Origin of the sequence: Dickeya oryzae, assembly GCF_009372235.1 — a bacterium.
Classification (GTDB): domain Bacteria; phylum Pseudomonadota; class Gammaproteobacteria; order Enterobacterales; family Enterobacteriaceae; genus Dickeya; species Dickeya oryzae.
The window spans coordinates 189,087-199,464 of record NZ_SULL01000016.1 but is presented as its reverse complement, the minus strand read 5'-3'; the positions used below and the strand labels follow the sequence as shown (position 1 = coordinate 199,464).

9 protein-coding genes and 1 riboswitch are annotated in these 10,378 nt (G+C 50.4%); of the genes, 3 read left to right on the top strand and 6 right to left on the bottom strand.

Annotated features, from left to right (window positions below):
• Nucleotides 1–265 precede the first annotated feature (265 nt).
• Both murI and btuB read right to left on the bottom strand, forming a co-directional pair.
• Nucleotides 266–1,138: a glutamate racemase gene (murI, locus tag FAZ14_RS17855; protein ID WP_016942856.1), complete on the bottom strand. Its 873-nt coding sequence runs from the start codon at nt 1,136–1,138 to the stop codon at nt 266–268.
• Nucleotides 1,083–2,957, bottom strand: coding sequence for a TonB-dependent vitamin B12 receptor BtuB (gene btuB / locus FAZ14_RS17850; RefSeq protein ID WP_153508966.1), 1,875 nt, complete (start codon nt 2,955–2,957; stop codon nt 1,083–1,085). Before btuB ends, murI begins: the two co-directional genes overlap by 56 nt.
• A gap of 71 nt (nt 2,958–3,028) precedes the next feature.
• Nucleotides 3,029–3,224: riboswitch (cobalamin riboswitch) on the bottom strand.
• A 153-nt stretch (nt 3,225–3,377) separates the two neighbouring features.
• Between btuB and trmA the strand changes: the two genes are divergently transcribed.
• Nucleotides 3,378–4,481: a tRNA (uridine(54)-C5)-methyltransferase TrmA gene (trmA, locus tag FAZ14_RS17845; RefSeq protein ID WP_038925725.1), complete on the top strand. Its 1,104-nt coding sequence runs from the start codon at nt 3,378–3,380 to the stop codon at nt 4,479–4,481.
• 39 nt (nt 4,482–4,520) lie between these two features.
• On the opposite strand, the gene FAZ14_RS17840 is transcribed toward trmA, so the two are convergent.
• Together FAZ14_RS17840 and fabR are read right to left on the bottom strand one after the other, a co-directional pair.
• Nucleotides 4,521–4,895 (bottom strand): YijD family membrane protein, encoded by a 375-nt coding sequence (locus tag FAZ14_RS17840; RefSeq protein WP_038925724.1) that lies wholly within the window; start codon nt 4,893–4,895, stop codon nt 4,521–4,523.
• Nucleotides 4,896–4,916: 21 nt separating this feature from the next.
• Entirely contained in the window at nt 4,917–5,549 is a 633-nt protein-coding gene (gene fabR / locus FAZ14_RS17835; RefSeq protein ID WP_016942852.1) for an HTH-type transcriptional repressor FabR, read from the bottom strand.
• Between the two features lie 205 nt (nt 5,550–5,754).
• Between fabR and sthA the strand changes: the two genes are divergently transcribed.
• Nucleotides 5,755–7,155 carry a Si-specific NAD(P)(+) transhydrogenase gene (sthA, locus tag FAZ14_RS17830; protein ID WP_029456516.1) on the top strand — a complete coding sequence of 467 codons (1,401 nt, stop codon included), beginning with the start codon at nt 5,755–5,757 and terminating at the stop codon, nt 7,153–7,155.
• A 49-nt stretch (nt 7,156–7,204) separates the two neighbouring features.
• Here sthA and oxyR read toward each other — a convergent pair whose 3' ends face one another.
• Nucleotides 7,205–8,122 (bottom strand): DNA-binding transcriptional regulator OxyR, encoded by a 918-nt coding sequence (oxyR, locus tag FAZ14_RS17825; RefSeq protein WP_016942851.1) that lies wholly within the window; start codon nt 8,120–8,122, stop codon nt 7,205–7,207.
• Nucleotides 8,123–8,284: 162 nt separating this feature from the next.
• Here oxyR and FAZ14_RS17820 point away from each other — a divergent pair, with 162 nt between their 5' ends.
• Nucleotides 8,285–9,016 (top strand): glutathione peroxidase, encoded by a 732-nt coding sequence (locus FAZ14_RS17820; RefSeq protein WP_016942850.1) that lies wholly within the window; start codon nt 8,285–8,287, stop codon nt 9,014–9,016.
• Nucleotides 9,017–9,166: 150 nt separating this feature from the next.
• On the opposite strand, the gene metF is transcribed toward FAZ14_RS17820, so the two are convergent.
• Complete coding sequence (gene metF, locus FAZ14_RS17815; RefSeq protein ID WP_016942849.1) at nt 9,167–10,063, bottom strand: methylenetetrahydrofolate reductase; 897 nt, start codon at nt 10,061–10,063, stop codon at nt 9,167–9,169.
• Between the last annotated feature and the right edge of the window lie 315 nt (nt 10,064–10,378).

The window sequence follows — 10,378 nt, the reverse complement described above, 5'->3', positions numbered from 1 at the left end:
AAGACTTTCACTAAATATTTTAGTGAAGTGTCCTGCGAGTGCCCACACAGATTGTCTGATTGATTGTTAAAGAGCAGCGCCACTTACAGTGGCCGCGGGTCGCATATATTATGCTTTCCCGACAAGAAGTCAAGCGATATGCGCCTGATTTCTTACTGAAACTGCGCTGGCGTTTCGCCGTTGCCGTGTCAGTGGAGGCGCATTATAGGGAGTTATTCCGGCCTGACAAGCACTAATTTCAAAAATAATCTCGACCGCTCAATATTCACTCACCCGCTGTGTTTAATAGCAATTTTTCGAGTGAATGAAAGCCATAACGGCGTAAAACTGGCCAAAGCGCCGCCACTTTAGGCGTGATCGACAAACAATAAGCCAGATTTTTCTCCGTTGAACATTTAGGGTTATCCAAATGGTCTATCAGCCATGCGGTTCTACGCGCAATTGCCGAGCCAGAATCAACCAACCGTGTACCATCAGGTAGTACCTGCTGTAGCTCTTCGGTCAGCAACGGGAAATGCGTGCATCCTAATACAACCGTATCCGGCGGCTCTGGCAATTTCAGCCACGGGCGCAGAATTTTGCGTAATGCATCCTCAGATACCGATTCACCTTGTAATTTCGCCTCGGCAAACTCAACCAACTCAGCAGAACCCAATAGCAAAATCTGGCAGTCATGGGCGAAACGTGAAATCAGTTCATGAGTGTAAGAGCGCTGAACCGTCGCCCGGGTTGCCAATAGGCCAACCACGCCGTTTCGGGTGAGTTTTGCCGCAGGTTTAACCGCAGGGACCACCCCAACGACCGGGAAATCAAAACGTGTGCGCAATGCGGGCAGTGAAATCGTGCTGGCAGTATTACAGGCGATAATCACCAGAGATAATGGATGCTGCTTCTCTACTGCTTCGACAATAGAGAGCACACGCTCGATAATGAATTGCTCAGGCTTTTCCCCATAGGGAAAAGCCTCATTATCGAATGCATAAATATAATGTAAGTCCGGCAGCAATTTGCGAACTTCATCATAAACGGACAAACCGCCCACCCCAGAATCAAACACCAGGACCGTCGGGCGGTTGGGTAAATCAGAAACTATAGCTTCCGGTGAGATAGTATTCTCGCCCTGCAGTTCGGTAGCCATATACCGTCTCATAATTCTTATCAAACAGGTTGGCTATTCTAGCACGAACTGTCAGATGTGAGGTGACAGGATATGCAGCGGATAAATCCCATGTGCTATACCCACCGAGCTTTACCGGTTCGGAGGGAAACTCATTGTATTTTTTATCCGCACGAGCTCCTTGATAAATCCATACAAGCGACCAGTCCACATCTGCCAAGGTCACATCTACAGAATATTTCGCTTTCTTATGAGCCCTACGCACCAGAACAGCCTGCGTTTCCTCATTCCGGGCATCCAGATATTCTAAAGTCATATGATGCGTGACAGGACCGGTGTCATAAGACGCCGTAAATTCAACACCTTTGATTAACGCTTTACTAACGTTGTAATAAGAAGGGGATAACGGATTAGACGCACCATCGTAATCAATCAAATTATCAATGTCGTTACGATATGCTGATGTACGCCAATTAACGGGGCCAGTGAGTCCTTCAAGCCCAAATTCCCACTGCTTACTTTCTTCTGGCTTCAGTGAGCTATTACCGACACTATAATCTGTATTGTAGATCTGGCTGAAAGTCGGAGCTTTAAACGCTGTACCATAAGACCCCGTCAGGCGGTATCCATCAATAAACTCCCAACCAGCAGCTGTCTGCCATGTACCGTGGCGGCCATATTGCTGATTATCATCCCCCCGGACAGCACCTTCTAAGGTAAATTGCCCTATACGCTGCTGAGCTGTCAGATATAATCCTGTGTTTGAGCGGCTTTGACTTTCTGACATAGCCGAAGCACCGCCAGCAGCAGCTCTTTCATCACGCCAGTCTACCCCCGAGCTAACACTGCCTTGCCCAACCGAAAATACATTTCCCCATTGCAGACTCCGCTGATTAATTCTCGTCACAGCGCTGGAGTAACGACCAAGCTCGTCATTATAGTTTTGATCGTCATATGTTTGATAACTGGCAATCAGTTGTCCAGCATAAATACCCTGTTGAAATTGCAGCCCAGTATCGTAACTACGGCTATTCAGGTATCTGCGATTACTGCTTGTATCGCTAAAAATTTTATTATAGTCAGTGAGATTATCGTAACCATAATTACGAATAAAACCATTTACCTGAGAACTGAACTGATGCTCGACCATGCCCCAGAATGTCTTACTTCTGTAGCCATCTTTTTGATCATCACCAGCAATAGCTGAGTCGGGGTAAACATTAAATCCATGCGTGCCTTCATAACCACCAGCAAGACTGATATCTGTATTGGCACCAATATGCTGTTTGATTGAACCATCATACTGCTGATAAGCATGTGAACCATATCCTGCGTTTAATACACCACCATCCTGAGTACGCGTAGTAATGATGTTGATAACACCACCTATAGCTTCAGAGCCATAAACAGCAGAACGTGCTCCGCGGATATACTCAATACGTTGAATGATAGACATTGGAATCTGGCTAAAATCTGTCGTTCCCGTAACACCTGGCGATGCCATACGAATACCATCAATCAATACCAAGATATGACGGGATTCGGTTCCCCTGACAAATACGGAAGCCAACTGACCACGACCACCATTCTGTCCGATATCTACCCCCGGCAACCGACGCATAACATCGGTCAGGCTTTTTGACTGCCAGCGGTCAATATCATCACGCGTCACTACCGTCGTGGGGGCCAACACGGTGGAAATCGGTTGGGGGAAACGGTTGGCGGTCACCACCATTGCATCACTATTGCTGTCTTGTTGTGTGTTGTCGCTACCCTGCGCCCATCCGGAAAAAGCCGTGGCTACCGTCGCCGCCAGCATCGTTATTTTTTTATTAAGCATGTTAAGAAGCATCCAAACTGAATTGGCAGGATGCCGCATCCTCACGATCGATAGCACGCGATGACCATGAAATAGTGCGACGTATTCCGGCAGGTCTTCGGGCTTGGGTGCAGCCATTAACTGGCGCGGCAACGATGACTTCCCATCCGTCAGGACAGTGTCTATACCTATTATCGTTGCCCATTCCCCTTACCGCTGCGCGTCAGCTCCAGACTCACACTGGATTCCCTTTTCACTTGCGAGGCAAGACCGGATGCTCATGCTACGATCGGGGCAGGTAGATGTCTAGACTTCCATTTTTAGATAAGCGAATCCGTACAGCAAGACTGGACATCCCCTCCGGATGCCCTACAATCGCGCCCTGACTGCTATCTGTCACGTAGCAACATTATTCCAGCCGCTTTTTCAGATGAGACCATCATGACGCCAGAGATTCTGCCCATCGACCAATATGACGCCCAGCTTGAAGAAAAAACCGGGCGTCTTGGTGCCATGATGGCACCATTCGATGCGCCGGCACCGGTTGTATTCCGTTCGCCGGTCAGCCACTACCGGATGCGAGCAGAGTTTCGGATCTGGCATGATGGCGATGATCTCTACCACATTATGTTTGATCAGCAGACCAAACAACGGATCAGGGTCGATCAATTTCCGGCTGCCAGCGAGCTGATTAACCGCCTGATGCCCGTGCTGCTTAACGCACTACGCGCCGAACCGGTGCTACGGCGCAAGCTATTCCAGATTGACTATCTCTCCACGCTAAGTGGCGAGATAGCCGTATCCTTGCTTTACCACAAAGCACTGGATGCCGAGTGGCAACAACAAGCTCGTCTCTTGTGCGATGAACTACGCGCACAGGGTTTTGCTCTACAGCTGATTGGTCGCGCAACGAAAACCAAAATTTGTCTGGACCGGGATTACGTGGATGAATGTCTGCCGGTCGCAGGCCGACAGATGATTTATCGTCAGGTGGAAAACAGCTTCACCCAGCCTAACGCCATGATGAATATTCAAATGCTGGAATGGGCGTTATCCGTCACGCAAGGCGCGACAGGCGATTTGTTAGAGTTGTATTGTGGCAACGGCAATTTCTCACTGGCGCTGGCACGCAATTTCGAGCGGGTGCTGGCAACGGAGATAGCCAAACCGTCAGTCGCGGCAGCGCAATATAATATTGCCGCTAACCAGATTGATAACGTGCAGATTATTCGCATGGCGGCAGAAGAATTCACCCAAGCCATGACGGGGGTGCGCCAGTTTAATCGTCTGCAAGGCATTGACCTGACGAGCTATCGTTGTGAAACGATTTTTGTCGACCCACCACGCAGCGGTCTGGATAACGAGACCGTAAAACTGGTACAGGCATACCCACGCATTCTCTATATTTCCTGCAACCCGGAAACCCTGTGTGCCAATCTGGAAACACTGAGTCAAACGCACCAGATAAGCCAGTTGGCGCTGTTTGACCAGTTCCCTTATACCCATCACATGGAATGTGGCGTGTTACTGGAAAAACGCCAGTAACACGACCTGTAGTAAGCGAAACTCAGCAGGTAAAGCGAGTTAAGGCGTGTTGATGTCATGACTATCGGGCTTGCGAGCCCGCAGTTTGACGACCAGCCACAGCGCCAGTACGACGCAAAGGATAGACGGCACAAAATTGGAACCTATCTGCGGGTACTCGGCTCGTACAATCGCACTGTAAAGCAACAAACCGAACAGGAAACAGCTCGCAGCCAGAAGTGGCGTGCCTTTTGGCATAGCATGATGCATATAACGCTGATGCAGGCAGTACACCGACAGCACCAGCGCTATCAACGGAAAAATGGAAAACGGCACGATAGAACTGAACACGGTGATAAAGGAACCGTTCGCGGACAAACCAGCGACCACCGCCAGCACCAACGTACTTTTCTCTGAATTTATCTGCTCTGTCATAACATGTCCTCTGATTATCCCTCAGGGTAGGTAAACACCCTTACCCTGCTCTTTGCGATACCAGTAATAGGCGCCTTTGGCAATCATGCGCAACTGTAATACTAACCGTTCTTCCAGTTGACGCCGTTGTTCAAGATCCACATCCAGCGCTTCGGCACCCGCGCTGAATACGATAGTCACCATCGCTTCTGACTGTGCTTCGGCGAAGCTGCGTGGAATATGATTTTCGACTTCAAGATAGTCGGCCAGTTCAGCGATAAAATGTTGAATTTCGCGTGCCACGGCAGCACGGAACGCGGCTGATGTACCGGAGCGTTCCCGCAAGAGCAGCCGGAACGCATTGGGATTGTCGCCAATGAACTCCATAAATGTGGAAACAGACGTTCTGATCACACTGCCGCCGCTTCTGACAATGCGTTGACGAGCCTGCCGCATCAGTTGACGTAGCATCAGCCCGCTTTCATCCACCATGGTCAACCCCAATTCATCGACATCACGAAAATGGCGATAAAACGACGTCGGGGCAATGCCCGCTTCACGAGCAACTTCACGCAAACTCAGGCTGGCGAAACTGCGTTCAGCGCTTAACTGGCTAAAAGCAGCCTCAATCAGGGAACGGCGAGTTCGTTCTTTTTGTTGTGCTCTGACACCCATTATCCTGCCTGCAGTCATCGGCTCTCCTTACGTCAAGGGCAGCACTATAACAACTTTACTTGCTACATACTGCGCCAAAGTTTGTCATAGTAAAAATGTGATCCTAGGTTTCCATACAAATATCAGGGATGATTGGGTTATCACTCCGACGATGTTACAATAGCGTTAGTAACTTGTATAAAAACAGGTGGTTCCTACCATGTCCATACAACAGCAATACGATTACGATGCCATCGTGATTGGTTCAGGTCCGGGTGGTGAAGGGGCGGCCATGGGGCTTGCCAAACAAGGGGCGAAAATTGCCGTGATAGAGCGGCATTACAATGTCGGCGGTGGCTGTACCCACTGGGGCACCATCCCGTCTAAATCCCTGCGACACGCCGTCAGCCGTATCATCGAATTCAATCAAAACCCTCTGTATAGCGACAACGCCCGCGTCATCAGTTCCTCATTCTCCGATATCCTGCGTCATGCTGACAGCGTCATTGGCCAGCAAACCCGTATGCGTCAGGGCTTCTACGAGCGCAATCACTGCGAAATATTTTCCGGCGAAGCACGGTTTATCGATGCGCATACCATCGCGGTGTATTATCCAGATGACACTCACGACACGCTGACCGCCGCGAATATTATTATCGCCACCGGCTCACGCCCTTATCATCCCGCTGGCGTGGATTTCGACCATCCCCATATCTACGACAGCGATTCCATTCTCGATCTGGATTATGAACCCAAGCATGTGATCATCTACGGTGCAGGGGTTATCGGCTGTGAATATGCCTCAATATTCCGGGGGTTAAACGTCAAAGTCGATCTGGTCAATACCCGTGACCGTCTGCTGGCGTTTCTCGATCAGGAGATGTCCGACGCACTGTCCTACCATTTCTGGAATAGCGGCATCGTCATTCGTCATAACGAGGAATTCGAGCGTATTGAAGGGTTGGATGATGGCGTCATCATTCACCTGAAATCCGGCAAAAAAATGAAAGCAGACTGCCTGCTTTATGCCAACGGGCGGACCGGCAATACCGAAAACCTGGGGCTGGACACTATCGGGCTGGAAACCGACAGTCGTGGTCAGTTGAAGGTCAACAGTATGTACCAGACGGCTCAGGCTCATATCTACGCCGTGGGTGATGTGATTGGCTACCCCAGTCTGGCATCAGCCGCCTATGATCAGGGCCGCATCGCGGCGCAAGCCATCACCAAAGGCGAGGCTATCGCTCATCTGATCGAGGACATTCCTACCGGTATTTATACCATTCCAGAGATCAGCTCCGTCGGTAAAACCGAGCAGGAACTGACGGCGATGAAAGTGCCGTATGAAGTGGGTCGCGCGCAGTTCAAACACCTGGCGCGGGCACAAATTGTGGGCATGAATGTCGGCAGTCTGAAAATTCTGTTCCACCGCGATACCAAGCAGATTCTCGGCATCCACTGCTTTGGCGAGCGGGCGGCCGAAATTATTCACATCGGTCAGGCGATTATGGAACAGAAAGGGGAAGGCAACACGATAGAGTACTTCGTGAATACCACCTTTAACTACCCAACGATGGCGGAAGCCTATCGGGTCGCTGCATTAAACGGCTTAAACCGGTTATTTTGATAACCGGTTTTTACTCAAGCCGGAAACGCTGAGCCAGACCACTGGCTGATTAGGCCGACTGTTGCGCCAGTTGCTCCATGTGGAGTTGCATGTGCTCACGCACCGACTCAGCCAGTTGCTCATAACGACCGCGCAGCGGCGAGCCAGGACGGTACACCAGCGCGATGGTGCGTTTGGGCTCCGGCTTGTAACAAGGCAGGTAGCATACGCCATCGCGAATCCGTTCCTGCGGCACCGCCAGCGAGGGCAGTAACGTAATACCGCTGCCCGCCGCTACCATGTTACGCAGTGTCTCCAGACTGGTTGCCCGGAAATGGGTGTCTTCATCCGCTCCAGCCTGAAAACAGAAACCCATCGCCTGATCGCGCAGGCAATGCCCGTCTTCCAGCATCAGCAGTTTCTCACCCGATAAATCTGACATCGCCACTCGCTCGCGATTCGCCCAGGGGTGATCCTGATAAATCGCCAGCTTCATCGGCTCATCAAACAACGGCACTTCGATGAAGGCTTCCGACTCTTTTACCATCGCCAAAATGACGCAATCCAGCTTGCCGCTGTCGAGTTGTGCCAGCAATTGGTGTGTCTGAGCTTCATGCAAATACATTTCCAACTTCGGGAAAGTACGGTGCAACATTGGGATAATCTGGGGCAACAGATAGGGGCCGACAGTCGGGATCAAGCCGATATGCAGCGGGCCGGACATGGTTTCCCCCTGCTGGCTGGCCATTTCTTTTAGCACCTTCACTTCACGCAGCACTGTTCTGGCTTGTTCCACCAGCAACAACCCCGCCTGAGTAAACAGCACCTTGCGACTGGTTCTCTCCAGCAACATCACCCCCAGTTCGTCTTCCAACTTACGAATCTGGCCACTGAGTGTGGGCTGGCTGACATGGCAGGAATCTGCTGCGCGTCGAAAATGGCGGTGCTCCGCCAGCGCCACCAGATACTCTAAATCCCGAATATTCATGCCCTGACTCCCCTAAACATGATAGTCCCTAGCGATAGATAGGATAGCAATGAACGATTAGTCCTATCAACATTTAATAGTGAATAATACCCCTAACGAACCGAGTCCTGCTCAGTAATGGATTCAGCCAGACAGAACTTTTCGACCAGTAGAGACGACACTATGTTTGTAAGCCAAGAAGGCAAAAAAATTCCGTCAGTCATTTTCCATACTCGGCAGGGAGATCAATGGGTTGATGTGACTAGCGAAGAACTCTTTAACAATAAAACCGTCGTCGTATTCTCTTTACCAGGGGCTTTTACACCCACCTGCTCTTCCAGTCATTTGCCACGCTATAACGAGTTGGCTGAAGTATTCAAGCAGTTTGGCGTTGACGCCATTCTGTGCGTATCCGTGAACGACACGTTTGTCATGAACGCCTGGAAAGCAGATCAAAACGCAGAAAATATTACCTTTATTCCCGATGGTAATGGCGAATTTACCCGCGCCATGTCCATGCTGGTCGAAAAAGCGGAACTGGGCTTTGGCCCCCGATCCTGGCGCTACTCCATGCTGGTTCGTCACGGCGTGGTAGAGAAAATGTTTGTTGAACCCAACAAGCCAGGCGACCCGTTTGAAGTTTCCGACGCCGACACCATGCTGAAGTACCTCGCTCCACACTATAAGGTTCAGGAGTCTGTTTCACTGTTCACCAAGCCAGGCTGTCCGTTCTGCGCCAAGGCCAAGCAGTTATTGCAGGATCGCGGTCTTCAATATGAAGAAATCATGTTGGGTAAAGATGCGACCACAGTAAGCCTGCGGGCCGTGACCGGGCGCAGTACCGTACCCCAGGTGTTTATCGGCGGTCGTCATATCGGCGGCAGCGAAGAACTTGAAACCTTCCTGACGATATAAGTTTTACCTGACGATATAAGTTTTATAAGCCAACGAAACTTTGGCGGGCTTCGGCCCGCCCTTTTTTTTATTCGATGCGCTTAGCACCCAAAACACAAACGCCCGTCTGGTGCTCTCCAGACGGGCGTTTTGTCATGCTCAGCAAAAATATCAGGCAGACGCTATCGGGCGTACCCCCAAGGTATGACAAATGGCGTAACTCAATTCGGCACGGTTCAGGGTGTAGAAATGGAAGTCCTTCACCCCTTCACGGCTGAGGATTTTCACCATATCCATCGCAATGGAAGCCCCCACCATCTTGCGGGTTTCCGGGTCGTTATCCAGCCCTTCAAACATCGCCGTCATCCAGTTTGGTACCCGTACATTGGTCATGGTGGCGAAACGCTGCAACTGCTTGAAGTTCGACACAGGCAAAATACCGGGGACGATTTCCACATCAATACCCGTCGTCACGCAACGGTCACGAAAACGCAGATAACTTTCCACATCAAAGAAGAACTGCGTGATAGCGCGGCTGGCACCGGCATCAATCTTCCGTTTTAGGTTGATCAGGTCTGCCTGTGCGCTTTTCGCTTCCGGGTGTACTTCAGGATAAGCCGCGACCGAAATATCAAAATCACCGACCTCTTTAAGCAAGGTCACCAGATCAGCGGCATACATATCCGGCTTTCCACCTCCCAACGGTAAGTCACCACGCAGGGCAACAATGTGGCGGATACCACTTTGCCAGTAATCCTGGGCGATGGCTTTCAGCTCGTCACGGGAAGCATCGATACAAGTCAGGTGTGGCGCTGCTTCCAGACCGGTACGTTCCTTGATGCCTTTGATAATACTGTGGGTGCGGTCACGCTCACCGGAATTGGCACCGTAAGTGACCGACACGAATTTAGGTTTCAGACTGCTGAGGCGGTCAATCGAGTTCCACAGCGTTTCTTCCATCTCGCTGGTACGCGGTGGGAAAAACTCAAAGGAAACGTTAATCCGGCCCTGTAATTCCGCCAGATTCTGGTTCAGCGCTTCCTGATGGTTCGCGTGGAAAAAGCTCATATCCTTACCTCGATTAGCCATTATCATCGTTATTTTCTACAAACGTCTATACGTTTAGACGTCTATATAGAAAATGACCGAATCCGATTAAAGAGTCAACGCATTTCAACGTGATGAATGCTGATGTTTACTCACGCAACATGAAGAAAATTCATGACCACGCACGGCAAGTCAGGCGGTCTTTACGACAGGCCGAACACGCCTGCAAACACGTATAAAAAATAAGGAATTCGTTTTCAGTATTGGCAACAATCGCTCGCTTTGCCACTGCGCAGACCAATCGCATAAAAAAAGCCTGCGGTCGCAGGCTTCTCG